Genomic DNA, 26,929 nt, shown 5'->3' on the forward strand with positions numbered 1-26,929 from the left:
TCAGCGCGAGGTCAGCGCAGACCATCCTCTCCCTTGATCTCTGCAACTGTCAGGCCACCAACGCGGGGCAGCGGCCGGCCGCTGTCGGTCACCGCCACCGCGACCATGATCTCGTTGGCGCGCGGTGCATCGTTGATCTGGACTTCCATGCCATCGAAGTGACTGCGCACGAAGGCGGCGTCCTTGTGGCCGAGCGGAATGTCCAGCACGGCACCGAGACCGCCGCGCTTTTTCGACGACGGGATCAGCGCCGCGCCCTTGCCCAGCACCTTGCGCACCGGCGCGCCCATCTTGGGATGCAGCAACGCGGCGGCGTGCTCCAGCTCGCCATTTTCGCCGACCGCAGCCGCCTTGCCGTAGCTCTGCGCATGCGGCCCCTCGATGCCGAGCGCCGCCACCGCCTTTTCCGCGAGCAGCGCGCCCAGTTCCTCGCCAATCTCGATCAGCGGCGACAGATCCTCGACATAGCGGCCGGCGAACGGGTTCTCGATCACCGCCACTGCCGCGGCGCGGCGGGTCGGCGGATTGATGTCGCGGCCGCCTTCCTGACGGGTTTCCTCGACAACGGTCACGATCTTGCGGATGACGGCCTTCATCGCAATCCATCCTCTCCCTTGATCTCGCTCGCCTTGAGGCCGCCGACCCGGGCATGAATGCGCGAACCGGTGGTCATCACGAGGGCGAGCAGCAGCTCATCGGCACGTGGCGCATCCGCGATACCGACTTCCATGGCGTCGAAGTGCGAACGCACATAAGAAGCATTGATATGTGTCACCGGCACGTCGAGCCGGGCGCCCGGCCCCGCAACCTTCTTGGCCGACGGCACGATTGCCTTGGCTTCGCCGAGCGCGTGACGCATGGCATAGCCGCCCGGCACATGCCACAGCGCACCGTGCTCGAGTTCGCCGGCCGAGCCGACGATCGCGCCCTTGCCGTAGCCCTGGATCAGCTGTGGATCGCCGCCGAGCGCCTCGAGCAGCGCCGACGCCATGTCGACACCGAGCGGATTGAGGTCGTCCATGAAAGGAGAAATGTCCTCGACATAACGGCCGGCGAACGGATTGCGGATGACGGCGAGCGCCGCGCCACGGCGCAGCGGCACCGCGACCGGCCTGCCGCCCTCGTGAAAAATCTCCTCGACCTGGATCAGGCGCTTGCGAATGACGACATCAGGCATGGATCCGACTTTCTTGGTGATCAGGAACAGTTCGTGCCGGTGCGATCGATCGCGACGCGTCGCATCCCGGCGCCGCAGAGCCAAGACCGGCCGTCCGTGTCGCGCCCTGCAGCCGCAGCGCCGCGCCATGGACCAGGCCGCGCGCGATCAATCGCTCGGCCATCGCGACGCCGGCGTCAAGCGCCGCATCGACCTCGAACGACGCCAGCGGCGCAACGTCGCGGGTGACGAGGCGGTCGCCGAGATCGCTGTCGGGCTGCAGCTCGCGGGCCGGCACGCGCACGACCGCGGGATGCCCTGGCAGGTCCACTGCGTTGGCGACGATGGTCGCTGCGGCATCGGCCTCAGCGGCGGTGGCTGCGAGAATGGTGACGGCATCCGCGATGCCCAGCGAGAAGCTGCGACCGTGACGACCGGAGGTGGCGATCCCGCGCACCGGCTCGGTGGCATCGATTGTCGCCGTGCCGATCAGCGCCGGCATGTCCGGCCGGTCCACCAGGCCGACCGTGAAGCGCTGGCCTGGCGCAAGGTGCAGGGCGATATCGCCACCATTGTTGACATAGGCGCGGTCGAGCCGCGCCGCGTTGGTCATCGCACCGAGAATCTCCTCGGCGACAGCGCCGGCAACCGCGGCCATCGGGGTGATGACATGCGCGGCCGAGAACGGCGCCACCGCGGCATGCATGCGGCGCGCGACGCAGCCCGTCAACGCCGTGCCATTGACCACGGCCGGCCGGCGCAGCTCACCGAGCTCGACGCACAGAGCGTCCAGCAGCCCGGTGAAGCGTCTCACGGCTGCCGCATAGGCGGCTTCGACATGGTGATCGGCGCCAAACGCCTCGACCACGAGATCAATCGGCCCATCCTGCAGGTGAAGGCGCCGGCCATCTGCCAAAAACCTGACCTGCGGGAGGCGTGTCATGGCTGCCCCGCCCCTTTCGCGCCGCCCGCCGCGGCCGGTGGTCCCTGCCGCAGCACTTCGGTGGTGTCCTTCAGCGACGACAGCGGCTGGACATGGTCCATGTGGCCGCCAAGCGCGGCATAGTCCGACAACCGCATGGTGAACTCGATCGGCGCAACCAGCGCTGGCGTCGGCACGTAACCGAAGGCGCCCTGCGGCATCTGCGTGACATCCACCATGAAGGTGATGCCGCCGCCCGGCCAGACATAGACCGGCGCGCCGCCGCTGGTGACATTGGTCAGCGCATCCTTCACCGAACGCGTCAACCGCACCGGGTTATCGGTGACGCCGGCGCGCAGCGAGCCGCCCGCGCCCCCCATGAACAGCACCGTGCACAGTGCCGGCTCGCAGTTCTCCTGGATGCGCTCGACCGACTGCTGCAGCTCCGGCGGCAGATCTTTCTGCACCGGCTTCAGCGCGTCATCGAGCTCGAAATACGCAGAGTGCTCACCGGTGGTGCTGACCATCAGCATGCGCAGGCCCGCCTTCGCCTCCTTGGCATCGAACGGCCCGAGGATCGACAGCGGATCGGAGATGTTGGTGCCGCCCCACCCGGTGCCGGGGTCGGCGACCTGAAAATAGCGCCCGGGCGTGGAGCGACGCCCCTTCATCTTGATGCCGGTGTCGGGAATATCCAGCAGCTTGCCGGCTTGATGCTCCGACAGCACGCCGGTGATGTGGTCGTCGACCACGACCACCTCGTCGACCTTGCCGAGCCATTGCTTGGCGAACATGCCGATGGTCGCCGAGCCGCAGCCGACCCGCATGCGCTCTTCCTTGACGCCGTTGACGATCGGCTGCTGGCCGGCCTGCACCACCACCGTGGCGCCGCCGTCGATGGTCAGCTCCACGGCTTTGCCGTTGGACAGGTCCATCAGCGCGTCGCAGGTGACGCGCCCCTCCTTCTTGGAGCCGCCGGTGAGATGATGCACGCCGCCGAGCGACAGCATCTGCGAGCCATATTCGCTGGTCATGACATGGCCGACCGCCTCACCCTGGGCGCGCACCAGCGCGGTCTCCGGGCCGAGATAGCGATCGGTGTCGATTTTCACCTTGACGCCGCAGTAGCTGAAGATGCCCTCGGTCACGACCGTCACCATGTCGACGCCGTCGACCTGCGACGACACGATGAACGGCGCGGGCTTGTAGTCCGGATAGGTGGTGCCGGCGCCGATCGCGGTCACGAACACCTTGTCCTTGCCGACAAGATTGCCATCCCAGTCGCCAACCTTCTGGAACGGCACGATCTGGCCGCCATGGGACACGGTGCGTTCCAGCACCACATGCGGATCGACCCGCACCAGCTCGCCCGCGTGGTTGGCATAGCGGTCGCACGCACCGGTTGCGCCGTCCTTGATGTAGCACATCACCGGACAGGCATCGCAGCGGATCTTGTCGGCGGGAGCCGGCGACGCGCCGGCACTCGCTCCCGAAGGTGCATCGTTCAGCATGGGCTTGTCCAACATCGCACCGTTCAAATCACGCACTCGGTGCCAGGGGGCGCACAACCGCGATTGATCCCAGGCACCGCCTGCGCCGCTTCATTCGTATACGAACGATCTTGCGCGGCGTCCCTCAGCCTGTCAAGCGGCGACGCAGCACCACCGTGGCGATTGCAAAATAAACCCGCAATTGCCTCGCGGCGATGTCGCTAATTTGTGCAGGGCAACAATTCCTGTGCCTCGACACCAAGGGTCGGCACAGCAAGCGGCCTCATCGAAAACGGAAAGATCCTGCCTTCAGAATCCGATTTGAACCTTCATCGACCGGCTGCGGTCGCCGGCGATCTCGAACGCCTGCACCGCCTCCTCGAGCGGATAGACACCGGTGAGGAGCGGACCGACATCGAGCCGGCGCTGGTTGAGCAGATCGACCGCGAGCCCGAACTCCTCATGGAAACGGAAGGTGCCGCGCATGTCGATTTCCTTGGCCACCACCACGTTCTGCGGAATCGCGATGTCGCCGCCGAGACCGAGCTGAACGAACACACCGCGCGGCCTGATCACGTCGAGCGCTCCGCGCACCGCACGCTCGTTGCCCGAAGCCTCGAACACGACGTCGAACGAGCCCTTGTTGACGTTATAAGCGGCGAGCGCCTCACCATTGGCGGCGACATTGATGGTGCGGTCGGCGCCGACCGCCAGCGCCTTGGCCAGCACCGCATCCATCACGTCGGTGGCGACGATCTCGCGCGCACCGTGGGCACGCGCCGCGAGAATGCACAGCGCGCCGATCGGTCCGCAGCCGGTGACCAGCACCCGCTTTCCGAGCAGCGAGCCGGCGCGGTTGACCGCATGCAGCGTCACCGCCAGCGGCTCGGCGAACGCCGCCTGGTTGGCCGACACATGATCCGCGACCTTGTGACACTGCCAGCTCTCCGCCACCAGCCGCTGGCGGAACGCGCCCTGGATGTGCGGCATCGGCATCGCACTGCCATAGAAGCGCATGTTCAGGCACTGGTTCTGCAGCCCCTGCTGGCAATACTGGCATTCGCCACAGGGACGGCTCGGCGACACAGCCACACGATCACCCACGGCAAGGCCGGACACCTCACGGCCGAGTGCGACGATCCGCCCTGCCACCTCATGGCCGAGGATCATCGGCTCGCGCACCCGCACCGTTCCGAACCCGCCATGGTTGTAGTAGTGCAGATCGGAACCGCAGATGCCGCCGGCCTCGATCGCGACCTCGACCTGGCCCGGGCCCATCGCTTCCACATCACGCGTTTCGATCCGCAGGTCCTTCGCCGCATGGATGACGATCGTCTTCATGGCTTCCTCCGGAGGGGCTTCGAGCGATCACTGCGCTATCGCGACATGCACGCCCGCGAACCAGATTGTGGGACGCAACACGCAGCACACGCTTGCTTTGCCTCTGGATTATGTTGTCGGTAACATGTCCGTCAATAGTTGCGGATGCACATCATGGCCGGCACTTCGCGCGCAGTCAGCAGGGAGAGAAACGTGAAGACGTCATTGTTTGATTTGAGCGGCTCGCGCGCGCTCGTCACTGGCTCGAGCCAGGGCATTGGCCTCGCGCTGGCGAAAGGCCTCGCCGAGCATGGTGCGGCGATCGTGCTCAACGGCCGTGATGCGGCCAAGCTCGCGACCGCGGCGCAGACGCTCCGCGTCGACGGGCATGCGGTCGAGGTCGCCGCCTTCGACGTGACGCAGGCTGATGACGTGACCAAGGGCGTCGCCGAGATCGAGGACCGCATCGGGCCGATCGACATCCTCGTCAACAATGCCGGCATGCAGTTCCGCACCCCGCTGGAAGACTTTCCCGCCGAGCGCTGGGAGCAGCTGCTGCGCACCAACATCTCCTCGGTGTTCTTCGCCGGACAGGCGGTGGCACGCCACATGATCAAGCGGGGACGCGGCAAGATCATCAACATCGCCTCGGTGCAGAGCGAGCTGGCCCGTCCCGGCATCGCCCCGTACACCGCAACCAAGGGCGCCGTGCGCAATCTCACCCGCGGCATGTGCGCCGACTGGGCGCAGTACGGCCTGCAGGTCAATGCCATCGCGCCGGGATACTTCAAGACCCCGCTCAACCAGGCCCTTGTCGACAACCCGGAGTTTTCCGCCTGGCTGGCCAAACGCACGCCGGCCGGGCGCTGGGGCAATGTCGAGGAGCTGGTCGGCGCCGCGGTGTTTCTCGCCGGCCCGGCCTCGTCGTTCGTCAACGGCCACACGCTCTATGTCGATGGCGGCATCACCACCTGCCTCTGAAAACGGGCTGCCGTCCGGGCTAGCGCGCAGCGTTTATGTTTGTATACTAACGGTCGTGCGTGTCGCGTTGCAGCGCAACAGACACGGGGAGGCTCACGGGGCGCAAGGGCACGATGCAGGACACCATCCGCCTGACGGTCAACGGCAGCGAGCATGACGTGCCGGCCGCGCCCGATACACCGCTGCTCTATGTGCTGCGCAACGACCTTTTGCTCAACGGACCCAAATACGGCTGCGGCCTCGGCGAGTGCGGCGCCTGCACGGTGCTGATCGACGGTGTCGCCGCCCGCTCCTGTGTCATTCCCGTCGGCCATTGCACCTCCCATGACATTGTCACCCTCGAAGGACTGGGCACGCGCGCGGCACCGGACGTGGTGCAGCAGGCCTTCATCGAGGAACAGGCCGCGCAGTGCGGCTACTGCCTCAACGGCATGATCATGACCGCGCGGGCGCTGCTCAACCGCACCCCGAACCCGACCGAGACGGAGGTGCGCGAAGCGCTGCGCTACAATCTGTGCCGCTGCGGCACCCATGTCGAAATCGTCCGCGCGGTGATGCGCGCCGGACAATTGCAGAGCGGGACCTGACCGGCCATGGCGACGGACACGGGCGAACAGGCTTCCCCGCGCCTCGACGGCACGCTGTCGATCGTGCGCACTGCGGCCGCAGGCGCGGTCGAAACGTTCATCACCGTCACCGCCGATGACACGATCACGGCCTTCAATGGCCATGTCGATCTCGGCACCGGCATCCGCACCGCGCTGGCGCAGATCGTGGCCGAGGAGTTGGACGTCGCGTTGGCTCGTGTCGCCATGGTGCTCGGCGACACCTCGCGCACCCCCAACCAGGGTGCGACCATCGCCAGCGAGACCATCCAGATCACTGCGATCCCGCTGCGCAAGGCCGCGGCCCAAGCGCGGCAGGTGCTGGTGGCGCGCGCCGCGGCCCGCTTCGAGCTGTCGCCCGGCGAACTGACCGTCGAGGACGGCCTGATCCGCGGACACAACAACAGCATCAGCTATGGCGAGCTGATCGCCGGCGAGCACATCCGCCTCGAACTCGCCGACGACATTGCCGTCAAGGCGGTGGAGAACTACAGCGTCGTCGGCCAACCGGCCGCCCGGGTCGACATCCCGGCCAAGGCCACCGGCGAGTGGGTCTATGTCCACGACGTGCGCGTGCCCGGCATGCTGCACGGCCGCGTGGTGCGCCCGCCCTATGCCGGACTAGATGCCGGCGACTTCGTCGGCTCCAGCCTGCTCGCGGTCGACGAGAGTTCGGTCAACCATATTCCCGGCGTCGTCGCCGTGGTCCGGATCGCCGACTTCGTCGGCGTGGTGGCAGAGCGCGAGGAGAACGCCATCAAGGCGGCCGAGCAGCTTAAGGTGAGCTGGAAGCCGATGCCGGCGGCGCCGGATCTCAGCGACATCCCCAGCGCGTTGCGCGCCAATCCCTCGACGCCGCGCACGCTGCTCGACAAGGGCGATGTCGTCGGCGCCATCGCCGCGACCGACAAGCCGATGCAGCGTACCTATGTCTGGCCCTACCACATGCACGGCTCGATCGGGCCGTCCTGCGCCGTCGCCGACGTTCAGGAGAGCGGCACGCGGGTGTGGTCGGGCACGCAGAACCCGCACATCCTGCGCGCCGACCTCGCGCTGCTGATGGCGCAGCCGGAGACGCAGATCGACGTCATCCGCATGGAGGCCGCCGGCTGCTACGGCCGCAATTGCGCCGACGACGTCGCTGCCGATGCCGTGCTGCTGTCGCGCGCGGTCGGCCGCCCGGTGCGGGTGCAGCTCACCCGGGCGCAGGAACACGCCTGGGAGCCCAAGGGCACCGCGCAGCTGATGGAGGTCAATGGCGGCCTCGATGCCGACGGCGGCGTCGCCGCCTATGACTTCTCGACGCGCTATCCGTCGAACGGCGCACCGACGCTGGCGCTGGTCCTCACCGGCACGATCCCGCCGCAGCCGGCGGTGTTCGAGATGGGCGACCGCACTGCGATTCCGCCTTACGATTACGACAACACCCGCGTGGTGGTGCATGACATGCCGCCGATCATGCGCGCATCGTGGATGCGCGGCGTGTCCGCGCTGCCCAACACCTTCGCCCACGAATCCTATATCGACGAGCTCGCGACCGAGGCCGGCGTCGATCCGATTGAGTACCGGCTGCGCTACCTGAAGGATCCGCGCGCGATCGACCTCGTCAAGGCGGTGGCCGAGCGCGCCAACTGGGTGCCGCGACCGCAATGGACGCCGCCGGAGCCGGAGGGCGACGTGGTGCGCGGCCGCGGCTTCGCCTACGCGCTCTATGTCCACAGCAAGTTTCCCGGCTACGGCGCCGCATGGTCGGCATGGATCGCCGACGTTGCGGTGAACAAGACCACCGGCGATGTCAGTGTCGTGCGCGTGGTCGCAGGCCAGGATTCCGGATTGATGATCAATCCGGACGGCGTCAGGCACCAGATCCACGGCAACGTCATCCAGTCGACCAGTCGCGCCCTCAAGGAAGAGGTGTCGTTCGACCGCATCGGCGTCGCCAGCAAGGAATGGGGCGCCTATCCGCTGATCACCTTCCCCGAGGTGCCTGAGATCGACGTGCTGATGCTGCCGCGCCAGGATCAGCCGCCGCTCGGCGTCGGCGAGTCGGCATCCGTGCCGAGCGCCGCCGCCATCGCCAACGCGATCTTCGACGCCACCGGCGTGCGCTTCCGCGAGCCGCCGTTCACGCCAGAGCGTATTCTCAAAGGGCTCTACGGCGACGCCCCGCCGCCGCAGGCCGCGACACCGCTCGCAGGCGTCGCGCCCGCAGCCCTCGCCGCGCCGCAGGACAGAGGCCGTGCCAACCCGTTCGCGCGCCGCCGCGGCGTCATCGGCAGCATCGCCGCCGCCTGCACCGCCGCCATCGGCGTCGCCACGGCGTTCCTGGCATGGACGCCGGCAATCGCGCCGATCGCCCGGCCCGACGCCTCGGTCTATTCGGCGGCGACCATTGCCCGCGGCGAGCAACTCGCCGCGCTCGGCGCCTGCGCCGTGTGTCACACGGGGCCCGGCGGCGCGATCAATGCCGGTGGCCATGCGCTGGAAACGCCGTTCGGCACCGTCTACAGCACCAACATCACCCCCGACGTCGAGACGGGCATCGGCACCTGGTCCTATCCGGCATTCGCCCGCGCCATGCGCGACGGCATCCACCGCGACGGGCGGCGGCTCTATCCCGCGTTCCCCTACAACCATTTCGCCAAGACCAGCGACGCCGACCTGCAGGCGCTGTACGCCTATCTGATGGCCCAGCCTGCGGTCCGTGCGCAGGCGCCGGAGACGAAGCTCGCCTTCCCGTTCAGTGTCCGTCCCCTGCTCGCCGGCTGGAATGCACTGTTTCACGACAGCACCGCGTTCATGCCGAAACCGGACCGGTCAGTGCAATGGAATCGCGGCGCCTATCTCGTGGAAGGTCTCGGCCACTGCGCCGCCTGCCACTCACCGCGCAACGCGCTCGGCGCCGAGCGCACGAATGCGTATCTCGCCGGCGGCGTCGCCGAGGGCTGGGAAGCGCCGGCGCTGACATCGCTGTCGCACGCGCCGCTGCCGTGGAGCGAAGACGAGCTGTACGCATATTTACGGACAGGCGCATCGCGCCACCACGGCGTCGCCGCCGGCCCGATGGCGCCCGTGGTGAAAGAGCTGGCTGTGCTGCCCGACGCCGACATCCGCGCGATGGCGATCTACCTCGCCTCGTTCAACGACACGACGCAGACATCGCAGGAGCTGAATGCACGCGCCGCTGCGCTGGAGACCGCGACCGCCGCATCGGCGCTGTCGGGCGGATCGATGGGCGCGCGCATCTATCAGGGCGCCTGTGCGGTCTGCCATCAGGTCGGCGGCCCACCGCTGTTCGGCGCCCGGCCATCGCTGGCGCTCAACAGCAACGTCCACAGCACGATGCCGGACAATCTGATCCAGGTGATCCTGCATGGCATCGCCGAGCCCGCGCACCGCGATCTCGGCACCATGCCGGCGTTCGCCGATCATCTCAACGACGCGCAGGTCGCCGAACTCATCGGCTTCCTGCGCCGCCAGTTCGCCCCCGACAAGCCGGCATGGCAAAACGTCGAGGCGGCGGTGGCGCGGCTGCGGCGCGCGCCGTGACGGGGAGCCGGCTTATTTGCTCTTGCCGGCTCCGAACGCCATCTTGAACATATCCTGAAACTGCTCGGGCGCGAATGACATCCAGCTGCGCAGCATGGCATCCGGTGTCATCTTGCCGAGGTTCTCCAGCATCTGCTGCTCGAGCTGCTTCATGACGTTCTCCTGCATCGGCTGGACGTTGGGCAGCCCCATGAACTCCCGCGCCTCGAGCGGCGTGCAGTCGATATTGACGGTCACTTTCATGGCCTCACCTTTTGTCCCCGACGAGAAAGCACCCCGAAGCATCTGATGCACCGATTGTGATCACAAACCGGTGTCCGCTTTGTACAAGACGCTGTGGCCAGCTAATCTGATTGACTGACGGAATTCAAGCAACGGCGGCTGAGGCAGGGGCGCGGCGATGATCATGGTCACGGGCACGGTGCTGGCGGAAGAGGAAACGTTCGACGAGGTGGTGGCGCTCAGCCTTGCGCATGTCCAACGTTCGCGCGGCGAGCCGGGCTGCCTCGCCCATGCCGTCCACATCGACTGCGAGAACCCGCTGCGGCTGGTGTTCGTCGAACAATGGGAGGATCAGGACGCGCTGGCCGCCCATTTCCAGAAGGCCGAATCGCGGGCCTTCGTACGGGCCTTGCGCGACCTCCTGGCCGAGCCGGCCGCGATCGAGATTTATCGCGCGGAACCATTGCAAATGGGCTGAAAATAGTCTTCCTGTCGCGCAAACGACCCCGGCCCACCGGCCGGCCCAGGAGACACTTTGCTATGAATATCAATGCCATCGCCGTCGGCAAGAACCCTCCCGAGGACGTCAATGTCATCGTGGAAGTGCCGATTGGCGGCGAACCCATCAAGTACGAGCTGGACAAGGATGCCGGCACGCTGGTGGTGGACCGCTTCCTGCACACCCCGATGCGCTACCCCGGGAACTACGGCTTCGTGCCGCACACCCTGTCGGACGACGGCGACCCGATCGACGTGCTGATCGCCAACACCCGCCCGATCGTGCCGGGCGCCGTGATCAACGTGCGCCCGATCGGCGTGCTGCGGATGGAGGATGACGGCGGCGGCGACGAGAAGATCATCGCAGTGCCGACCCCGAAGCTGACCAAGCGCTACGAGAACGTCCACAACTACACCGACCTGCCGACCATCACGCGGGACCAGATCCAGCATTTCTTCGAGCACTACAAGGATCTCGAGCCGGGCAAGTGGGTCAAGCTGATCGGCTGGGGCGACGTCGCCGAAGCCCGCAAGCTGATCGTCGAGGCGATCGAGCGGGCGAAGAAGTAAAGCTTCCCGCACTGACACCAAAACACCCGCGCGGCTTGCCACGCGGGTGTTTTTGTTTTGCGACGGCGCTCTGCGATCAGCGACGTCCATCCAGGCTGAACGCGCCGGCGCCGAAAGCGACCACCTGCAGAAGACCGCCGGTGATGGCGAGATTCTTCATGAAGTGGATCATCTGGTTCTGCTCGGCGAAATTATGGTGGAAGCCGAATGCGGTCGCGAGCGTGAACACCGCGAGCACCAGCGCCACCGCACGCGTCTGATAGCCCAGCACCAGCAGCGCGCCGCCGACAACCTCGACCGCTACCGCGACGAGATAGGCGAGGAACGGCGCAGGAAGGCCTGCGGCCGCGATATAGCCCTGCGTCGCTCCGGGTGCGAACACCTTGCCGACACCGCTGAGCAGAAAGATCGCAGCCAGCAGCAGCCGGCCGAGGGCGGGAACGTAGGTCTCCAGCGCGCCCGAGGAAGCGCGGTTGTCAATGGCCGAGATACTCATGATCGTTGTCCTTGATGAGATGTGCGGGGTGATGATTGCAGTCAGCCGGCCTTGAGCGCCTTGGCCACGGTGGCCACGCGCTTGCCCTGGAAGCGGGCCACTTCGAGATCGTCCGCTGTCGGCGGCGTCGCCTGGTTGAACGACACCGACGAGGCGCCGTAGGGAGTGCCGGCCTTGAACAGCGAGGCATCGGCATAGCCCAGCGGCACGATGATCAGCCCAAGATGGGCCATCGGGTTGTAGAGCGAGATCAGGGTCGACTCGTTGCCGCCATGGGGCGTGGACGAGGAGCCGAACACCGAGCCCGCCTTGCCGTTGAGCTTGCCCTGGAACCAGAGGCCGCCGAGGCTGTCGATATAGGCCTTTAGTTCGGACGACACCGAGCCGAAGCGGGTCGGCGTGCCGAACACGATGGCGTCAGCCCACTCGGCGTCGGCCTCGGTCGGCGCCTCGTACTTGGCGTTGAGCGCCGCCGCCTGGTCGGCCCAGCCGGGCACGGAGTTGATGATCTCCTGGCTCACGACCTCGCGGGCGCGGCGGATGCGGACCTCGGCGCCGGCGGCGCGGGCACCGTCGGCGATGGCGCTGGCCAGCGCCTCGGTGACGCCGGAGCGAGAATAAAACGCAATCAGAACTTTGGGTTGGGACATGGCAGGCTCCTCGTGTGAGGCGCCCCCGATGGGGGCGCGTTGACCGTCCCGCCTGAAATGGACCTGTCCGCACGTTCTGAAAAGTCATATAATATCGAACTTATCGTTCGAGATTCTTGATATGAAGAAAACACCTCCGCCGCTCGATCCAAGGCCACCGACCCTCGACCAGCTCCAGATCTTTCTGGCCATCGTCGAGGCCGGCAGCTTCGCCGCCGCGGCGCGCCGGCTGCGACGGGCGACATCGGTCGTGAGCTACGCCATCACCAACCTGGAAGCCCAGCTGGGGCTGACGCTGTTCGACCGCGCCTCGACCAAGACACCGCAGCTGACCGAAGCCGGCCGCGCGGTGCTCGCCGATGCCCGCACCATCGCGCTCGGCGTCGGCGACATGCTGGCGCGGGCACGCGGCCTGATCTGGGGGCTGGAGGCGGAGGTTGCTCTGGTGGTCGATGTCATGCTGCCGATGGCCAAGCTGGCGCTGGCGCTCGACGCGTTCCAGAGCGCCTTCCCCACCGTCACGCTGCGGCTGCATGTCGAGGCGCTCGGCGCCATCACGCAACTGGTGCTGAACGGCACAGCAAGTGTCGGTATCGGCGGTCCGCTGCTGGCCAATGTCGATGGACTGGCGACGCAGCAGATCGGCGCTGTCCGCCTCATTCCGGTCGCGGCGCCCTCCCATCCGCTGAGCGCTCCGGGAGCGACGCTGGCGACCGCTGCGCGCAAGAGCGTGCAGCTCGTCCTCACCGATCGCTCAGAGCTGACAAAGGGACAGGAGTTCGGTGTGGTCTCGGTGCGCACCTGGCGGCTCGCCGATCTCGGCGCCAAGCATGCGCTGCTGCTCGCCGGGGTCGGCTGGGGCAGCATGCCGGAGCCCATGGTGCGCGACGACTTGGCGGCCGGACGGCTGGTTCGCCTCAACCTCGACAACTGGGAGAACGGCGCCTATCCGCTGCAGGCGGTGCATCGCACCGACAAGCCGCCGGGTCCGGCGGCCCGCTGGCTGATGTCGCAGCTCAGGGAAGTGCTGGCGACCGACTGACCGCGACCATCAACGGTTCGGATCAGGGAAGACGAGGCTGCGCCAGCCGCTGCGGTCGAACGGCTGCCAGGTGCCTTCCGGCTGCGCCAGACGATCAGCCACCGCATAGACCACCGCGGGGTGATGGCCGAGGCCGCAATGGCTGCCATACACCTCGATGTTCTCGGCAAAGCTGCCGGCCTTCTCGACACAGCCTTGCCAGGCGCACACGCCGTCGCTGCGGCTGAAGATCGCCGTCGTCGGCACCGGTGGCGTTTCCGACAACGGACCGCCGAACTTGGTTTCCACCGCGGCATCGTCGGCGCGCTCGCCGCTGACGAACTCATAGACACGCCAGGCGTTGGTCGCCTTCGGGTGCGCCGCGAACGGGCTGCCGAGCGTGATCACCGCACGAACATGATCGGGCATCATCTTGGCAAGCTGGCGGGCGTAGAGGCCGCCGAGACTCCAGCCGACAATGCTGAGCTTGCGGCCATGCGTATCGGTGATCTGGCGCACCAGATCGACCATGCCCTCCTGGATGCCCTCACGCAGGCCGAAGTTGCGGCCGAGCCCCCAGCCGCTCACGGCATAGCCATGCTTATCGAGGAAGCTGCGCAGCGGCCGCGTCGACACGTCGCTGGTGACGAGGCCCGGCAGCACCAGCACCGGATGGCCATCGCCCTTTGCGGTCATGCTGAGCAGCGGCTGAGTTGCATAGAACGCGCCGAGTTCGTGCAGCGCACGTCCCTCGAGCATCAGCAGCAGCTTGGAAGGCGGTCGCAGGGTCTGGGCTTCAAAGGCCATCCGGCTTTCCTCTGTTCGCGGAGCCCAACCGGGGCTGACAAAGGAAATGTGGCAATGATTCCAAAAGATTTAAACCTGTTTGCGTCACCATGACACGGCATTAAGGTATTATAATGCCATTTCCTGAGGTGTATTTGCGCTCAAAACGTCACAGGTCACCGGCAAACCGCATAATATCCGGTCAATTCGCGCCGGGCGCGAGAACCTCGCAATCCACCACATTGGCCGTCATCACCGCCCGGCACAGGCCACGACCTGATCGAACACCTCGTTGAACAGCAGCTCATGCGTGACGTTGCCGATGTGCCGCACGCAGACGACGCTTGGCATCGTCAGCAATGGACCGTCGGGATCGCGCAGCGGACGGTCCTATGTTGTGCCGGCGCAGCGCAGGGTTTCGCGGCCGACCTCGGTCAGCTCGACCTGCTGTATTCCTTTTTCGCTTCGTTGACGGCACACAAGGCCCAGTTCGACTGCGTCCTCCCAAATGGTCAGCCGCGGACAACTGGTGCGCCACGCCTCCATCACCTCGGCGTAGGGTCGCGGCCCGGCCACCAGCCACTGCAGCAAATCAACGACCAGCGCGTTCGGGCTCTCTTTCATGCTTGATTTGCTAGCACGCGACCGGGGCGCGGCACCACTACGCGCATGGCACGACATCGAGACGCAGCGGATATGACTCGGCAGGCGCTGACGTCAGGCAACCAGCACCTGATCGCGTGGCAGCGCCCGTCGCGACGCACGTGGTCTCACCGCTGGGTTCGGCACCTGGCCCTGCAACGCCCCGACTGCATCCAGCAGCCGCGCGGACGCCGGGTTGTCCAGCAGCAGAGCACGTTGCTTCGCAGGAGCCATGCTCTGCCACGCCGCAACAGCGGCGACGAGATGAGGCAGCCCCCAGTGGATCTGCTGCGCCTCGGGCTGCCTCGCCAGCGCATTGACCTTGCGCGTCACCCGCCGTGTGATCTGATCCACCAGTTCCATGCGCCGGGCGGCCGGAAGTGTGAGCGCCCACAGCGGCGTATGCTCGCTCCAGCGCAGCAGCGTCCGCAGATAGCTCGGCAGCATGACGAAGAAACTGCCGACACCGAGATAGTCCTCCAGCGTGATCACCTTGTGGGTCAGATGGCCGGGGAGGAACAGGGTCTGCCCGTCCTCCACGGTAAACCAGCGCGCGCCGGGAATGGCGAGAAACGCAGCGATGTCAAATGCCGCCTGATCACGATCCGTGCCCGAACGCTCCACATCCTCCAGATTGCGCGCCAGGCCTTCGAACGTATCCCACACCAGCCAGAGTTTCCGCCCGACAAAACAATGATTGCTGCCATCGGGAGCATCGCTGTGGGAATCGGTGAAGATTCCCGCGGAGCTGACCACCATGGTCAGCATCTCCTCCTCACCGATCGGGCTGGGGGCGCCAGCGAGCAGGTTGAAATCACTGAGCGTGGTGCAGTCGATCGCACGGTAAAGCTCGCTGCCGCGGATATGCAGATCAGGAATGCTGACGCGGGTCCGCGGATTGATCCAGCGGCGCATCAGTTCGTCGGCGCGCAACCGTACACGCTGCTGGCCACTGCGCCCCAGACGAATGGCAAACCGATGGCTCTTCGGAAAGCCGTCACGCAGGGCTTCGAACACTGCCGTGCGTGCCCCCAGCTCGTGCTCGCCGCGCACCGGCACCGCGAGATCGGACACCACCACGGGGCGGCCAGCAGCCATCGCGGAGAATACCAGATCGCGCGAGTAGCGGGTCGGCATCAAACGCCGCCGCGCCAACTCCGCGAACTGCTTCCGCGACATCTTCAGGGTCGGATCGATCTGCCTGGCCTGATCCCACAGCTCGCTCACCTTCGTCATCTTCAATGCTCCCGTCATGAAAAAATTTTCTGAAAAATCGCGTCGTCAAACAGCTGCGCGTCACCACCGCTGGCTCAACAGCATCGCGGCCTTGACGGCAAGGCGCGCAGCCACCCGTGCCGCCTCCTTCTGCTCGCGGGCCTCGCGCCTCTCGTCCCGCCCCTGGACGGCCTTGTCGCCCTCGGCACGATCGGAAATCCCGCGAATATTGAGATAGGGAACGCCATGACCGAGGCACACGATACCCATCATGTAGCCTTCCTCCTCGACAGCGAGCCCGCCCGGGAACTCCGCCAGCAGCTTCTTCTTGTCGTCCATCGAATCCATCACGCCCGTGCCGGTGACGATCAAACCTTCATAGAAGGTCCCGAGATCCTCCTTGTTGTCCTTGACCATGTCCTCAGCCACCTCGTGGGCGAGGCGGAAAAGATTGGGATCGGAGGGAATCATCAGCCAGGTGCTGCCGTTGAACGGTACCTTGGCGTTCTCGATCACCTCGCGCAGCTTGCGCCGGATCTGGAACGGCGCGCTCGCGGCGGCAATCACCACATCTCCCTTGTCGGGCCCGCGAAACTGAACCCCGCCCTCGCTCGCCACCGACGTGCCGAGCGAGCCGGCGATACCGGACATGATGACCCAGCGCGCGCGGTGCTCCTTGATCAGGGCCAGCGTCGCACCGGTCGCCCCGCCGATCGCCTTGCCAAGACAGATCACGGCGCGAAACTGCAACGCATCGTGCTCGACGAACGTCACATCGTCGGCCTTGTGGGCAACGCGCGCCCCAAAGGCCAGCAGCTCGGCTTGTACTGCCTCGGCTTCATGCGCAATCGCCACCGGAAAACCGATGGTGTTGGCCTTGGCATATTGCTCGAGCAGGGCGTCGAGCATCACGCCGATCGCCTCCTTGTCGCGCGGCGACAGCTGCGGCCAAAGTGCATCGAGCACATTGAGAGAGCCCTTCACCGTTTCGCCGACAAGCCCCTGCCCGAGCGGACGCTTGAGATTTTGGCATTTGTAGAGACGATCAAGAGCCTCGCCTGCGGCAGCATCGTTCCGAACCGCCAGCGCTCCCTGCAGAATGCGCGCCAGCATATAGACCCGCTCTGACTGCTCCATCGGCGCTTTCAGCGGCGAAAAATCGAACAGACGGGCTGCCTGCGACTGCGTCTCGGCTTTCGAGAACAGGGCAACGACCTGGCCATAGTGCCAGAGCGCATGAAGCGGCGAGATGTCATGACCGAGGTATTTGCCATCGGCGATCGGCTGCAGCGCCTGGACCTTCAGCTGCTCGAGCAGATCAGCGACGTCCTGCCCGTCATCCGCATGCTTGCTGAGCACCCTGTAGGCCAGCGCCGCGGTAGCAGGGCCGAACCATTCACGATCGGGATCGCCGATCGACAGCGCAGCCCCTCCCCTCGCCATCCGTGCGAGCACGTTCTGACGGTATGAATCCAGCTCAGCCCTGCTGCCCCGCCCCGCGCTCGCCGACACACCCTTCACCTCGGCCAGCGCGTTCACCACGGCTGCCCAGTCCCAAAAATCGTCGCCATAGTGCGGCACGCTCGGCTGACGGCTTTTTAGCAATTGCTGACAGGTCTGTTCGATATGGCCTTTCATCCGGTCAAGGACATGAAGCCGGTTCAGCGCCGGATCGGTCAGGCAGCGATGGACGAGACGAATCGCGTGGGCATTGACGACATGCCAGAAGCGCCCGGGAATTTTCGGCGTCGCATGCAGATACTCGACCGCGTCGAGCAGACAGCGGCCAGCGAGCCCTTTGCGGGAATCCTCCTCGAACCAGTTGGTCCTGACGGGATCGCTATGCAATTCAGACAAGAAAATAACTGCCGGACGAACATCAAGCATTGGCACCTCCCGTCGATGACGGCCGAGCCGGATCAAAAAATAATGTTCAACGCGCAATTACCTGGTCGATACGGCTCAAGCCGCGATCGAGATCATCACTTGCACCGCCATAGCCCAGCCGAAACCAGCAGGTCAGATGTCCGGTATCGAAACAGCGGACGCCGGGCGCCAGCAAAACACCTGAGTCCAGCAATCGCTCGAAAAGATCGTTTTCGGGCCCGCCATCCGCGATGCTCAAGCAGACTGTGGTGCCGCCAAGTGGAGGTGAGATCGCCATCCGGCCGGATGTCGCTGCGATGCGCTCCACGAGCATCTCGCGATTGGCCTGGATCAGGTCCGCGCGGCTGAAACGCTCGGGATCGCGCAGCACCACGCCGCCAAGCTGGGCAGTGAAACTCCCGAGCGTCAACGAAAAATACTGCTGCAGCGTCCGCAGACGCGACAAGCGCTCGGCTTCGGCGACCACCCAGCCGAGCCGTAATCCCGGCAGGCCATAAACTTTCGACAGGCTGCCGATCACCACGACATGGCGGCAGCCGTCATGGTGCCCCAGTTCGCTCGCCGACCGCGAATCCCGGGATGTCCTGAACACCTCGTCGATGATCAAGAGAGCATCGCGCGCCGCCATCTCCTGCGCCACGGTGGCGCAAACCGGTCGAGCACAATCTCAAAGACATCGTCTTCACCCCGATCAAGTCCGATGCCACCCGCGTCGCCGCGCTGCTCTCAGGCGAGGTCGACCTGATCGAGCCCGTGCCGATCCAGGACATCGATCGCGTCAGGGCCAGCGCCAACGCCACCGTGCTGACCGGACCGGAAGTGCGCACGCTCTTCCTTGGCATGGACCAGACCCGCGATGAACTGCTCTATTCGAACGTCAAGGGCAAGAACCCGTTCAAGGATGTCCGGGTGCGCGAAGCCTTCTTCAAGGCGATCGACATCAACCTGATCAAGACGCGGGTGATGCGCAACCTGTCGACGCCCTCGGCGCTGATGATCGCTCCGGAGCTGTTCAAGCTGTCGAAGGAATTCGTGCGTCCCGCCTTCGATCCGGCGCTGTCGAAGAAGCTGCTGGCCGAGGCCGGCTATCCCGACAGCTTCGAAGTCGGGATGGACTGTCCCAACGACCGCTATGTCAATGACGAGGCGATCTGCCAGGCGGTGGTCGGAATGCTGGCGCGGGTCGGCATCAAGGTCAATCTGCTGGCGCAGCCAAAGGCGCTCTACTTCGCCAAGGTGCTCAAGCCGGGCGGCTTCCAGACGTCGTTCTATCTGCTCGGCTGGACGCCGAACACGCTGGATTCCCACAACGTGCTCTACGACATCATCGGCTGCCGTGACGACCCCAAGAGCCCACGCGGCGAGACCAATCTCGGCGGCTACTGCAACAAGAAGGTCGACGCCCTGACCGACCAGATCCAGGTCGAGACCGATACCGCCAAGCGTGACCAGCTGATCAAACAGGCGTTTCAGCTGGTGATGGACGACTACGGCTACATCCCGCTGCACCAGCAGGCGCTGGCATGGGGGACCTCGAAACAGATCAAGCTCGCCCAACGCTCCGACAATCAGGTGCTGCTGTACTGGGCGACCAAGAACGTCAAGGAATAGCCGATGATCACGACCCGCGGGCGTGCAATCTCCGGGACGTTTCGTTTTTGGCCAGACCTCGATCGACGGCACCTTTGATCCACAGGAGACGGTGAAGGCACCAGATGCTCGCGTTCACGCTTCGTCGCGCACTGCAGGCCGTGGGAGTGTTATTTGCCGTCGGCATCATCGCGTTCGCGATGTTCCGCTTCGCCGGCGACCCCGTCAGCCAGATAGTGTCGCTCGACACCTCCGCGGCGCAGCGTGCGCAGATCCGCCAGTCCCTCGGCCTCGACGATCCGGTGCTGCTGCAGTTCGCGCGCTTCATCACCAACGCCGTGCACTTCGACTTCGGCATATCGTACCAGTTCCGGCAGCCGGTCGCGAACTTGCTGATCGAGCGCATGCCGGCGACGCTCGAACTTGCCACCTGCGCCACAGTGCTTGCGCTGGTGTTCGGCATCCTGCTCGGTGTCTATTCGGCGCTGCGGCGCAATTCACTCACGGCGAAACTGCTGCAGGCGGTGTCGCTGATCGGCATCTCGCTGCCGACCTTCCTGATCGGCATCCTCCTGATCTATCTGTTCTCAGTCACGCTGGGCTGGCTGCCGTCCTACGGCCGCGGCCAGACCGTGCGGCTCGGCCTGTGGACCACGGGATTTCTGACCGCATCCGGCCTGAAGGCACTGATCATGCCGGCGATCACCCTCGGCCTGTTTCAGATGACGCTGATCATGCGGCTGGTGCGCGCGGAGATGCTGGAGGTGCTGCGCACCGACTACATCCGCTTCGCCCGCGCCCGGGGGCTGACCACCCGGGCGATCAATTTCGGCCATGCGCTGCGCAACACGCTGGTGCCGGTCATCACCGTCGCCGGCCTGCAGTTCGGCTCGGTGATCGCTTTCGCGATCATCACCGAGACCGTGTTCCAGTGGCCGGGCATGGGCCTGCTGTTCGTGCAGGCAATCCAGAACGTCGACATTCCGATCATGGCAGCCTATCTGCTGCTGGTATCGCTGATCTTCGTCACCATCAACCTGGCGGTCGATATTCTCTACACGGTCGTCGATCCGCGGCTGCGGGCGACGGTCAGCGGACCGGCCTGAGAAGGTGCCAGCATGAGCGACGCGCTGCTCGGCCCGACCTCGAACGCCGCGGCACACCGGCGAGCCACGGCCTGGCGCCGCCTCGCCGACAGCGACCTGCTCCATGCCTTCCGCCGCTCCAGGCTCACCATGGCGGCGACGGCGTTGGCCATTGCCTTCTTTGCGCTCGCCGTCTGCGCACCGCTGATCGCCGTGCAGAACCCGTTCGATCCCGCCCAGCTCGAGCTGCTCAACTCGCGCATCCCGCCGCTGTGGAGCAGTGATGGCCAGGCGCCGTTCCTGCTCGGCACCGACGAGCAGGGGCGCGACATGCTCTCGGCGATCCTCTATGGCTTGCGCATCTCGCTCATCGTCGGGGTGCTCGGCGTGCTGCTCGCGGGCACACTCGGCACCGGCCTCGGGCTGATCGCCGGCTATTTCGGCGGCTTCATCGACAGCGTGATCATGCGTATCGCCGACGTCCAGCTGACCTTTCCCGCCATCCTGATTGCCCTCCTGATCGACGGCGTCGCCAAGTCGCTGCTCGGCAACCATCTCGACACCACCCAGACGCTGGCGGTGCTGGTCGTCGCCATCGGGCTGAGTTTCTGGGTGCAATATGCCCGCACGGTGCGCAGCTCGGTGCTGGTGGAGAAGAACAAGGACTATGTCGCCGCAGCACGGCTGATCGGGCTGCCGGCGCGAACCATCATGCTGCGCCATGTGCTGCCCAACGCGCTGGGGCCGATCCTGGTGCTGGTGACCATCAACCTCGCTCTCGCGATCATCACCGAAGCCACGCTGTCCTTCCTCGGCTCGGGCATGCCCGACACCATGCCCTCGCTCGGCACCCTGATCCGGATCGGCAACAACTATCTGTTCTCGGGCGAGTGGTGGATCGTCACCTTCCCTGGCCTTGCGCTCGCGATCCTGATCCTTGCGATCAATCTCGTCGGCGACTGGCTGCGCGACGCCCTCAATCCCCGACTGCGCTAGCCGGCCGCCGCATGACCGCTCCCGCCCTCTCGCTGCGTCATCTCCAGGTCGACTTCGCGACCCGCCGTGGCACATTGCACGCGATTGACGACGTCTCCTTCGACATCGCGCGCGGCGAGATCCTCGGCGTGGTCGGCGAATCCGGGGCGGGCAAGACCGTGACCGGCCTCGCCGTGATCGGATTGATCGATCCACCCGGCCGCATCAGCGGCGGCGAGGTCCATCTCTCCGGCCAGCGCATCGACAATCTGGCGCCAGAGGCGATGCGGGCCGTGCGTGGCCGGCGCATCGGCATGATCTTCCAGGATCCCCTCACCAGCCTCGACCCGCTGTACCGGGTCGGCGACCAACTGGTCGAGACGATCCGGACTCACACCACGCTGTCCGCCACTGCGGCGCGCCGCCGCGCCATCGACCTGCTGGCCGAGGTCGGCATCACCGCGCCGGACCGGCGCATCGACGGCTACCCGCACGAGTTCTCCGGTGGCATGCGCCAGCGCGTGGTGATCGCGCTGGCGCTGTGCGCCGAGCCGGAGCTGATCATCGCCGACGAGCCGACCACCGCGCTCGACGTCTCGGTGCAGGCTCAGATCATCACGCTGCTGAAGCGGCTGGCACGCGAGCACGGCACCGCGGTGATGCTGGTCACCCACGACATGGGCGTGATCGCGGAGATCGCCGACCGTGTCGCGGTGATGTATGCCGGCCGCCTCGCGGAGATCGGCCCGGTGCGCGACGTGGTGCGGCAACCACTGCATCCCTACACACGCGGCCTGATGGGTGCGATCCCGACCCTGGATGGGGTCGGCGCACGCCTCATCCAGATCCCGGGCGCGATGCCGCGGCTGACCGCCATCCCATCCGGCTGCGCCTTCCATCCGCGCTGTCCGCTGGCGTTCGAGCGCTGCCGGCACCAGCGCCCCGAGCCGCGCATCGCCGCGCGGCAGGCCGTCGCCTGCCACCTCCACGACGAACCTCCGACCGAGGATCCGGCCCCATGAGCGGATCGGCGCTGGTCACGCTCAGGAGTTTGCATTGCGCGTTCGAGATCTCGAAGCCCTGGCTGGAGCGCACCCTCGGCCGTGGGCGGCGCGAGTTCGTCCATGCGGTGAACGGCGTGTCGCTGGAGATCGCGCGGGGCGAGACATTCGCGCTGGTCGGCGAATCCGGCTCGGGCAAGAGCACCGTGGCGCGCATGGTGGTCGGCCTGCTCAGGCCGACCACCGGCGACGTGGTGATCGATGGCGTGTCGATGAGCGATCCACGCCAGACCAACGAGCGACGGCGGCTGCGCCGCCGCATCCAGATGATCTTCCAGGACCCCTATGCCAGCCTCAATCCGCGATTTCGCGTCAGTGCCATCATCGCCGAGCCGATCGAGGCCTTCGGCTTGATCGAGGGAGCGCGGGCGATCCGGCAGCGGGTGGACGAGCTGTTGACGCTGGTCGGCCTGCATCCGGACGACGCCGAGCGCTTTCCGCACGAATTTTCCGGTGGCCAGCGCCAGCGCATCGCCATCGCCCGGGCGCTTGCCTCCGAGGCCGAGCTGATCGTCTGCGACGAGCCGACCTCGGCGCTCGATGTCTCGGTGCAGGCCCAGATCCTCAACCTGATGCGGGAGCTGCAGGACCGCTTCGGCCTCACCTACCTGTTCATCAGCCACAACCTTGCAGTGGTCAGGCACATGGCGCATCGCATCGGCGTCATGTATCTCGGCCGCATTGTCGAGATCGCACCGACGCCGACGCTGTTCGCGGCACCACGCATGCCCTACACCCGCATGCTGCTCGGCGCCGTTCCCGACCTGACGTTGTCAGGCCGGCCGCGCGTGCCGGTGAAGGGCGAGATGCCCAACCCGATCGACCCACCAAGAGGCTGTGCCTTCCATCCCCGCTGCCCGTTCGCCTTCGACCGCTGCCGCACCGAAGCGCCGATGCTGATCGACGGCGTCGCCTGTCACGGTGTAGAAGAGCGGCGGATCGCGCCGCTCACCACCCCCGTCTCCCCGTAGGACGAAACGCAATGCCCATCGTCAACCGAATGTCGGATCTCCAGGCCGAGATCGCAGCCTGGCGGCAGGACCTCCATGCGCATCCGGAACTGCTCTACGACGTTCATCGCACCGCGGCGCTGGTGGCGGACAAGCTGCGCGCCTTCGGCTGCGACGAGGTGGTGACCGGGCTCGGCGAGACCGGCGTGGTCGGCGTCATCCGCGGCCGCAAGGCGGCGAGCGGCGAGGTGCGGACCATCGGCCTGCGTGCCGACATGGACGCCCTGCCGATCGAGGAGGAGACCGGCCTCCCCTACCAGTCGACCACATCCGGCAACATGCATGCCTGCGGCCACGACGGCCACACCGCCATGCTGCTCGGCGCCGCCCGCTATCTCGCCGAAACCCGCAACTTCGCCGGCACTGCGGTCGTGATCTTCCAGCCGGCTGAAGAAGGTGGCAACGGCGCCGAGCGGATGATGCGTGACGGTCTGCTCGACCGCTTCGCGATCGACCAGGTCTACGGCATGCACAACCGCCCCGGCCTGCCGCTCGGCCAGTTCTCGATCCGCAGCGGGCCATCGATGGCCTCGACCGACCGCATCGACATCACCATCGAGGGTAAAGGCGGCCATGCGGCACGGCCGCATGTCGCCATCGACAGCCTGCTGATCGGCACCCAGTTGGTCGGCCAGTTGCAGTCGATCGTCTCGCGCACCATCGATCCCCTGGATTCCGCCGTGGTGTCGATCTGCGAGTTCCACGCCGGCAACGCGCACAACGTCATCCCGCAGCGGGTGAGCTTGAGCGGCACGGTACGCACGCTGAAAGCGGAGACGCGCGATCTGATCGAACGGCGGATGCACGAGATCACCGAAGGCGTCGCCCGCATGACCGGCGCACGGATCGCGCTGCGCTACCAGCGCCAGACCCCTGTGCTGGTCAATCATGAGGCGCAGGTGGCGACGGCCGCAGGGATCGCCGCGGAGGTGGTCGGCAACCACAATGTCCAGGTCGGCGTGCCGCCAGTGATGGGCGGCGAGGACTTTGCGTTCATGCTGCAGGCGCGTCCCGGCGCGTTCATCAATGTCGGCAATGGCGACAGCGCGCCGCTGCATCATCCCGCCTACGACTTCAACGATGAGGCGATCGTGTTCGGCACCTCGTACTGGATTCGCCTGGTGGAAACCGTGCTGCCGGCATGAACCGCCGCGCGGTCCCGGAGCTGGTCAGATCAAGTAGATCCGGTCGGGCAGTTCGCTTCGGCTGGCGGCAGTCCGGGGGAAGTGCTCGGCAAGCTTGCCGCCACAAGCCTCGATCGCGGCGATGAAGCCATCGCCGACCTGCCCATTGCGCAGATGCGAGACCAGGGCATTCACCGCGCCCTGCCACTCCGCCTGCGGCACTTTTGCGGCGATGCCGTCATCGGCGATGATCCGGACATAGTGCTCCGCCAGCGAGACAAAGATCAGAACGCCCGAGCGATCCGTCTTGCGGGCGATGCCGCGGATCACGAACTGCTCCATGGCGACCCGGTGCGCGACCGCGCGGCGCGCCCGCCGCGGCATCAGCGCCACCCGGACGCGCGGGATGCAGAGCACCAGCATCAGGAGGATGAACAGCGCGATCTGCAGCACCAGGATGCGTTGCACCGGCAGCGCCGTGACCGCGATCAACAGCCAGGGCAGCGCCAGAGCCACCACCGCCGCAAGGAACACCGGCAGCGCCGTCGCGTCAGCCGACATCCGCGCCAGCACACAGACGATTTCACCTGACGTCTGGGCCTCCGCGGCGCGGATGGCCTGCCCGATGCGGTCGCGATCGTGCTCCGACAGACTCATCACCAGCTCCCTGAGGCGCCGCCGCCACCGGACGAGCCGCCCCCGCCGGAAAAGCCGCCGCCATCGGAAAATCCACCGCCACCGGAAAAGCCGCCGCCGCGGCCGGAGCTGGCTGAGCTCGCCACCGCATTGAGCAGCACGTTGAAGAAGAACCAGCGGAAGCCGGGCGACACGATCAGCAGGATGCCGAGGCCGATCAGGCCGGCCACCAGCACCCAGTTCCAGGCGTCGTCCTGCTGGTTGTCGAGGCGCAGCGACGGCTTCCGCTGCCATTCGGAGGAATCGGTCGTCAGCACGGTGATGATGTCGTCGACGCCGCGCGCCACGCCGTCGCCGAAGTCCCCGGCCTTGAAGCGCGGCGCGATGGCGTTGGTGATGATCACCTTGGACAGCGCGTCGGTCAGCGTGCCCTCGAGCCCGTAGCCGACCTCGATCCGCACCCGCCGCTCGTTCGGCGCCACCAGCAGCAGCACGCCGTTGTTCTTGGTCTTCTCGCCGAGCTGCCAGGTGCGGAACAGCTGGTTGGCATAGGGCTCGATCTCCTGGCCTTCCAGCGAGGAGACGGTGGCGACGACGAGCTGGATTCCCGACTTGGTTTCGAGGTCCGTGAGCTTCTGCTCGATTGTCGTGCGGGTCGCGGCCGGAATGACATTGGCCTGATCGACGACGCGCCCGGTCAGTTGCGGAAACGTCAGCGCCAGCGCAGTGACCAGCGACCACAGCAGCAATGCGGCGGCGCCGGATAGCGCCGCCCACTGCCTCGCCATCGGCACGGCGGTCATCCCGTTGCTCCAGCGCGTCACGGCGACGCGTCAGAACTTGACCTGCGGCGGCGTCTGGGCGCCTTCGGTGGCGGTGAACTCCGCCATCGGCTTGTTGGCGCGGAAGAAGGTCGAAGCCCACAGCACGCCCGGAAATGTTCGCAGCTCGGTGTTGTAGACCCGCACCGCCTCGATGTAGTCGCGGCGCGCCACCGCGATGCGATTTTCGGTGCCTTCGAGCTGGGACTGCAGCGCCAGGAAATTCTGGTTGGACTTGAGGTCCGGATAGTTCTCGCTCACCGCCAGCAGCCGTCCCAGCGCACCGGACAGCTGGTTCTGGGCGTCCTGGAACTGCTTGAGCTTGTCGGGGTCAGTGAGCTGCGACGCATCGATCTTGACCTGGGTCGCCTTGGCGCGCGCCTCCACCACCGAGGTCAGCACATCCTTTTCCTGCTTGGCATAGCCCTGCACGGTCGCCACCAGGTTCGGGATCAGGTCGGCCCGGCGCTGGTAGTTGTTTTGGACGTCGGCCCATTTCGCCTTGGCCTGCTCCTCGAGCGTCGGGATGTTGTTATAGCCGCAGGCCGAGACCGACATCCCCAGCAGCACGACGGCCACGAGGGTGCGAAGGCGAGACGCGATGATGGTCATGGATG

At 66.2% G+C, this 26,929-nt stretch carries 27 protein-coding genes and 1 pseudogene; 12 read left to right on the forward strand and 16 right to left on the reverse strand.

Translation table 11 applies throughout. The features are described 5' to 3' along the window. Positions 1 to 11 precede the first annotated feature (11 nt). From AB4Z37_RS01745 to AB4Z37_RS01765, 5 genes are all read right to left on the reverse strand, one after another. Complete coding sequence (locus tag AB4Z37_RS01745; RefSeq protein WP_441514947.1) at positions 12 to 596, reverse strand: amino acid synthesis family protein; 585 nt, start codon at positions 594 to 596, stop codon at positions 12 to 14. Then, positions 593 to 1,177 (reverse strand): amino acid synthesis family protein, encoded by a 585-nt coding sequence (locus AB4Z37_RS01750; protein WP_441514948.1) that lies wholly within the window; start codon positions 1,175 to 1,177, stop codon positions 593 to 595. Before AB4Z37_RS01750 ends, AB4Z37_RS01745 begins: the two co-directional genes overlap by 4 nt. Continuing rightward, a complete protein-coding gene (locus AB4Z37_RS01755) occupies positions 1,170 to 2,099 on the reverse strand; it encodes a UPF0280 family protein (RefSeq protein WP_441514949.1) in 930 nt (309 codons plus the stop codon). Before AB4Z37_RS01755 ends, AB4Z37_RS01750 begins: the two co-directional genes overlap by 8 nt. Further along, on the reverse strand, positions 2,096 to 3,589 hold the full coding sequence (locus AB4Z37_RS01760; protein ID WP_441514950.1) for a 6-hydroxynicotinate reductase: 1,494 nt from the start codon (positions 3,587 to 3,589) through the stop codon (positions 2,096 to 2,098). The genes AB4Z37_RS01755 and AB4Z37_RS01760 overlap by 4 nt, the downstream gene beginning before the upstream one ends. Before the next feature lie 288 nt (positions 3,590 to 3,877). After that, complete coding sequence (locus tag AB4Z37_RS01765) at positions 3,878 to 4,909, reverse strand: L-idonate 5-dehydrogenase (protein ID WP_441514951.1); 1,032 nt, start codon at positions 4,907 to 4,909, stop codon at positions 3,878 to 3,880. A gap of 192 nt (positions 4,910 to 5,101) precedes the next feature. Between AB4Z37_RS01765 and AB4Z37_RS01770 the strand changes: the two genes are divergently transcribed. From AB4Z37_RS01770 to AB4Z37_RS01780, 3 genes are all read left to right on the forward strand, one after another. Next, positions 5,102 to 5,869: an SDR family oxidoreductase gene (locus tag AB4Z37_RS01770; RefSeq protein ID WP_441514952.1), complete on the forward strand. Its 768-nt coding sequence runs from the start codon at positions 5,102 to 5,104 to the stop codon at positions 5,867 to 5,869. A 113-nt stretch (positions 5,870 to 5,982) separates the two neighbouring features. After that, the gene (locus AB4Z37_RS01775) at positions 5,983 to 6,456 is read left to right on the forward strand and encodes a (2Fe-2S)-binding protein (RefSeq protein ID WP_441514953.1); all 474 of its coding nucleotides are present in this window, start codon (positions 5,983 to 5,985) and stop codon (positions 6,454 to 6,456) included. Positions 6,457 to 6,462: 6 nt separating this feature from the next. Next, on the forward strand, positions 6,463 to 10,023 hold the full coding sequence (locus AB4Z37_RS01780; RefSeq protein ID WP_441514954.1) for a molybdopterin cofactor-binding domain-containing protein: 3,561 nt from the start codon (positions 6,463 to 6,465) through the stop codon (positions 10,021 to 10,023). A gap of 12 nt (positions 10,024 to 10,035) precedes the next feature. Here the strand turns inward: AB4Z37_RS01780 and AB4Z37_RS01785 are convergent, their stop codons facing one another. Further along, positions 10,036 to 10,266 carry a DUF6489 family protein gene (locus AB4Z37_RS01785; protein WP_441514955.1) on the reverse strand — a complete coding sequence of 77 codons (231 nt, stop codon included), beginning with the start codon at positions 10,264 to 10,266 and terminating at the stop codon, positions 10,036 to 10,038. A gap of 163 nt (positions 10,267 to 10,429) precedes the next feature. Between AB4Z37_RS01785 and AB4Z37_RS01790 the strand changes: the two genes are divergently transcribed. Beyond that, positions 10,430 to 10,723, forward strand: a complete 294-nt coding sequence (locus AB4Z37_RS01790; protein WP_441514956.1) for a putative quinol monooxygenase — start codon at positions 10,430 to 10,432, stop codon at positions 10,721 to 10,723. Between the two features lie 62 nt (positions 10,724 to 10,785). Then, positions 10,786 to 11,313 carry an inorganic diphosphatase gene (gene ppa, locus AB4Z37_RS01795; RefSeq protein ID WP_441514957.1) on the forward strand — a complete coding sequence of 176 codons (528 nt, stop codon included), beginning with the start codon at positions 10,786 to 10,788 and terminating at the stop codon, positions 11,311 to 11,313. Between the two features lie 76 nt (positions 11,314 to 11,389). Here the strand turns inward: ppa and AB4Z37_RS01800 are convergent, their stop codons facing one another. Both AB4Z37_RS01800 and wrbA read right to left on the reverse strand, forming a co-directional pair. After that, positions 11,390 to 11,809 (reverse strand): DoxX family protein, encoded by a 420-nt coding sequence (locus tag AB4Z37_RS01800; protein WP_441514958.1) that lies wholly within the window; start codon positions 11,807 to 11,809, stop codon positions 11,390 to 11,392. Between the two features lie 41 nt (positions 11,810 to 11,850). Further along, the gene (wrbA, locus tag AB4Z37_RS01805) at positions 11,851 to 12,459 is read right to left on the reverse strand and encodes an NAD(P)H:quinone oxidoreductase (RefSeq protein WP_441514959.1); all 609 of its coding nucleotides are present in this window, start codon (positions 12,457 to 12,459) and stop codon (positions 11,851 to 11,853) included. Between the two features lie 121 nt (positions 12,460 to 12,580). On the opposite strand from wrbA, the gene AB4Z37_RS01810 reads away from it, so the two are divergent. Then, the gene (locus tag AB4Z37_RS01810) at positions 12,581 to 13,501 is read left to right on the forward strand and encodes a LysR family transcriptional regulator (RefSeq protein ID WP_441514960.1); all 921 of its coding nucleotides are present in this window, start codon (positions 12,581 to 12,583) and stop codon (positions 13,499 to 13,501) included. 9 nt (positions 13,502 to 13,510) lie between these two features. Here AB4Z37_RS01810 and AB4Z37_RS01815 read toward each other — a convergent pair whose 3' ends face one another. From AB4Z37_RS01815 to AB4Z37_RS01835, 5 genes are all read right to left on the reverse strand, one after another. Further along, the gene (locus AB4Z37_RS01815) at positions 13,511 to 14,287 is read right to left on the reverse strand and encodes a lipase family alpha/beta hydrolase (RefSeq protein ID WP_441514961.1); all 777 of its coding nucleotides are present in this window, start codon (positions 14,285 to 14,287) and stop codon (positions 13,511 to 13,513) included. 369 nt (positions 14,288 to 14,656) lie between these two features. Then, positions 14,657 to 14,890 (reverse strand): hypothetical protein, encoded by a 234-nt coding sequence (locus AB4Z37_RS01820; RefSeq protein WP_441514962.1) that lies wholly within the window; start codon positions 14,888 to 14,890, stop codon positions 14,657 to 14,659. 93 nt (positions 14,891 to 14,983) lie between these two features. Next, entirely contained in the window at positions 14,984 to 16,144 is a 1,161-nt protein-coding gene (locus tag AB4Z37_RS01825) for a hypothetical protein (protein ID WP_441514963.1), read from the reverse strand. 60 nt (positions 16,145 to 16,204) lie between these two features. Next, complete coding sequence (locus AB4Z37_RS01830) at positions 16,205 to 18,067, reverse strand: phosphorylase family protein (RefSeq protein WP_441514964.1); 1,863 nt, start codon at positions 18,065 to 18,067, stop codon at positions 16,205 to 16,207. Then, positions 18,057 to 18,617, reverse strand: coding sequence for a pyridoxal phosphate-dependent aminotransferase (locus tag AB4Z37_RS01835; RefSeq protein ID WP_441514965.1), 561 nt, complete (start codon positions 18,615 to 18,617; stop codon positions 18,057 to 18,059). Before AB4Z37_RS01835 ends, AB4Z37_RS01830 begins: the two co-directional genes overlap by 11 nt. Before the next feature lie 44 nt (positions 18,618 to 18,661). On the opposite strand from AB4Z37_RS01835, the pseudogene AB4Z37_RS01840 reads away from it, so the two are divergent. From AB4Z37_RS01840 to AB4Z37_RS01865, 6 genes and pseudogenes are all read left to right on the forward strand, one after another. Next, a pseudogene (locus AB4Z37_RS01840) lies at positions 18,662 to 19,621 on the forward strand (ABC transporter substrate-binding protein); the annotation flags it as partial. Positions 19,622 to 19,725: 104 nt separating this feature from the next. Beyond that, positions 19,726 to 20,706, forward strand: a complete 981-nt coding sequence (locus AB4Z37_RS01845) for an ABC transporter permease (RefSeq protein ID WP_441514966.1) — start codon at positions 19,726 to 19,728, stop codon at positions 20,704 to 20,706. 12 nt (positions 20,707 to 20,718) lie between these two features. Then, entirely contained in the window at positions 20,719 to 21,681 is a 963-nt protein-coding gene (locus AB4Z37_RS01850) for an ABC transporter permease (RefSeq protein ID WP_441514967.1), read from the forward strand. Positions 21,682 to 21,692: 11 nt separating this feature from the next. Continuing rightward, positions 21,693 to 22,682, forward strand: coding sequence for an ABC transporter ATP-binding protein (locus AB4Z37_RS01855; RefSeq protein ID WP_441514968.1), 990 nt, complete (start codon positions 21,693 to 21,695; stop codon positions 22,680 to 22,682). Further along, the gene (locus tag AB4Z37_RS01860; protein WP_441514969.1) at positions 22,679 to 23,692 is read left to right on the forward strand and encodes an ABC transporter ATP-binding protein; all 1,014 of its coding nucleotides are present in this window, start codon (positions 22,679 to 22,681) and stop codon (positions 23,690 to 23,692) included. The genes AB4Z37_RS01855 and AB4Z37_RS01860 overlap by 4 nt, the downstream gene beginning before the upstream one ends. 11 nt (positions 23,693 to 23,703) lie before the next feature. Next, positions 23,704 to 24,876 carry a M20 aminoacylase family protein gene (locus AB4Z37_RS01865; protein ID WP_441514970.1) on the forward strand — a complete coding sequence of 391 codons (1,173 nt, stop codon included), beginning with the start codon at positions 23,704 to 23,706 and terminating at the stop codon, positions 24,874 to 24,876. Between the two features lie 24 nt (positions 24,877 to 24,900). On the opposite strand, the gene AB4Z37_RS01870 is transcribed toward AB4Z37_RS01865, so the two are convergent. Genes AB4Z37_RS01870 through AB4Z37_RS01880 form a run of 3 tightly spaced genes read right to left on the reverse strand, consistent with a single transcriptional unit; the run spans position 24,901 to position 26,924 of the window. Continuing rightward, positions 24,901 to 25,512 carry a TPM domain-containing protein gene (locus tag AB4Z37_RS01870; RefSeq protein ID WP_441514971.1) on the reverse strand — a complete coding sequence of 204 codons (612 nt, stop codon included), beginning with the start codon at positions 25,510 to 25,512 and terminating at the stop codon, positions 24,901 to 24,903. Further along, complete coding sequence (locus tag AB4Z37_RS01875) at positions 25,512 to 26,294, reverse strand: TPM domain-containing protein (RefSeq protein WP_441514972.1); 783 nt, start codon at positions 26,292 to 26,294, stop codon at positions 25,512 to 25,514. Before AB4Z37_RS01875 ends, AB4Z37_RS01870 begins: the two co-directional genes overlap by 1 nt. Before the next feature lie 30 nt (positions 26,295 to 26,324). After that, positions 26,325 to 26,924 carry a LemA family protein gene (locus tag AB4Z37_RS01880; RefSeq protein WP_441514973.1) on the reverse strand — a complete coding sequence of 200 codons (600 nt, stop codon included), beginning with the start codon at positions 26,922 to 26,924 and terminating at the stop codon, positions 26,325 to 26,327. Positions 26,925 to 26,929 lie beyond the last annotated feature (5 nt).

Origin of the sequence: Bradyrhizobium sp. 2TAF24 (assembly GCF_052115025.1) — a bacterium.
Lineage (GTDB): Bacteria > Pseudomonadota > Alphaproteobacteria > Rhizobiales > Xanthobacteraceae > Bradyrhizobium_A.

Coding starts and splice junctions, on each gene's coding strand:
- AB4Z37_RS01745 (WP_441514947.1), bottom strand. CDS start 596: ATGAAGGCCGTCATCCGCAAGATCGTGACCGTTGTCGAGGAAACCCGT.
- AB4Z37_RS01750 (WP_441514948.1), bottom strand. CDS start 1,177: ATGCCTGATGTCGTCATTCGCAAGCGCCTGATCCAGGTCGAGGAGATT.
- AB4Z37_RS01755 (WP_441514949.1), bottom strand. CDS start 2,099: ATGACACGCCTCCCGCAGGTCAGGTTTTTGGCAGATGGCCGGCGCCTT.
- AB4Z37_RS01760 (WP_441514950.1), bottom strand. CDS start 3,589: ATGCTGAACGATGCACCTTCGGGAGCGAGTGCCGGCGCGTCGCCGGCT.
- AB4Z37_RS01765 (WP_441514951.1), bottom strand. CDS start 4,909: ATGAAGACGATCGTCATCCATGCGGCGAAGGACCTGCGGATCGAAACG.
- AB4Z37_RS01775 (WP_441514953.1), top strand. CDS start 5,983: ATGCAGGACACCATCCGCCTGACGGTCAACGGCAGCGAGCATGACGTG.
- AB4Z37_RS01780 (WP_441514954.1), top strand. CDS start 6,463: ATGGCGACGGACACGGGCGAACAGGCTTCCCCGCGCCTCGACGGCACG.
- AB4Z37_RS01785 (WP_441514955.1), bottom strand. CDS start 10,266: ATGAAAGTGACCGTCAATATCGACTGCACGCCGCTCGAGGCGCGGGAG.
- AB4Z37_RS01790 (WP_441514956.1), top strand. CDS start 10,430: ATGGTCACGGGCACGGTGCTGGCGGAAGAGGAAACGTTCGACGAGGTG.
- ppa (WP_441514957.1), top strand. CDS start 10,786: ATGAATATCAATGCCATCGCCGTCGGCAAGAACCCTCCCGAGGACGTC.
- AB4Z37_RS01800 (WP_441514958.1), bottom strand. CDS start 11,809: ATGAGTATCTCGGCCATTGACAACCGCGCTTCCTCGGGCGCGCTGGAG.
- wrbA (WP_441514959.1), bottom strand. CDS start 12,459: ATGTCCCAACCCAAAGTTCTGATTGCGTTTTATTCTCGCTCCGGCGTC.
- AB4Z37_RS01810 (WP_441514960.1), top strand. CDS start 12,581: ATGAAGAAAACACCTCCGCCGCTCGATCCAAGGCCACCGACCCTCGAC.
- AB4Z37_RS01815 (WP_441514961.1), bottom strand. CDS start 14,287: ATGGCCTTTGAAGCCCAGACCCTGCGACCGCCTTCCAAGCTGCTGCTG.
- AB4Z37_RS01820 (WP_441514962.1), bottom strand. CDS start 14,890: ATGAAAGAGAGCCCGAACGCGCTGGTCGTTGATTTGCTGCAGTGGCTG.
- AB4Z37_RS01825 (WP_441514963.1), bottom strand. CDS start 16,144: ATGACGAAGGTGAGCGAGCTGTGGGATCAGGCCAGGCAGATCGATCCG.
- AB4Z37_RS01845 (WP_441514966.1), top strand. CDS start 19,726: ATGCTCGCGTTCACGCTTCGTCGCGCACTGCAGGCCGTGGGAGTGTTA.
- AB4Z37_RS01850 (WP_441514967.1), top strand. CDS start 20,719: ATGAGCGACGCGCTGCTCGGCCCGACCTCGAACGCCGCGGCACACCGG.
- AB4Z37_RS01855 (WP_441514968.1), top strand. CDS start 21,693: ATGACCGCTCCCGCCCTCTCGCTGCGTCATCTCCAGGTCGACTTCGCG.
- AB4Z37_RS01860 (WP_441514969.1), top strand. CDS start 22,679: ATGAGCGGATCGGCGCTGGTCACGCTCAGGAGTTTGCATTGCGCGTTC.
- AB4Z37_RS01865 (WP_441514970.1), top strand. CDS start 23,704: ATGCCCATCGTCAACCGAATGTCGGATCTCCAGGCCGAGATCGCAGCC.
- AB4Z37_RS01870 (WP_441514971.1), bottom strand. CDS start 25,512: ATGAGTCTGTCGGAGCACGATCGCGACCGCATCGGGCAGGCCATCCGC.
- AB4Z37_RS01875 (WP_441514972.1), bottom strand. CDS start 26,294: ATGACCGCCGTGCCGATGGCGAGGCAGTGGGCGGCGCTATCCGGCGCC.
- AB4Z37_RS01880 (WP_441514973.1), bottom strand. CDS start 26,924: ATGACCATCATCGCGTCTCGCCTTCGCACCCTCGTGGCCGTCGTGCTG.